Annotated in this window: 1 pseudogene; it reads left to right on the forward strand. The window is 63.9% G+C overall.

Going from position 1 to position 241, the window contains the following annotated elements:
- A pseudogene (locus I5L03_RS13330) lies at positions 1 to 241 on the forward strand (sigma 54-interacting transcriptional regulator); the annotation flags it as partial.

Genomic DNA, 241 nt, shown 5'->3' on the forward strand with positions numbered 1-241 from the left:
CGATGGGCGCGCAAGAACGGCTGCTGAGGGCCGTCGAATATGGCGAGGTGACGCGCATCGGGGCCAGTCGCCCGACACAGGTCGACGTGCGCATCGTCGCTGCCACCAATGAAGACCTTCCGCGCCGACCTGCTCGACCGGCTGAGTTTTGAAGTGATCACTCTTCCGCCGCTCCGCGTGCGTGAGGGCGATATCGGAATGCTCGGCGATTACTTCGGGCGGCGGATGGCAGCAGAATTGA

Origin of the sequence: Aurantiacibacter sediminis (assembly GCF_016019885.1) — a bacterium.
Taxonomy (GTDB): Bacteria; Pseudomonadota; Alphaproteobacteria; order Sphingomonadales; family Sphingomonadaceae; genus Alteraurantiacibacter; species Alteraurantiacibacter sediminis.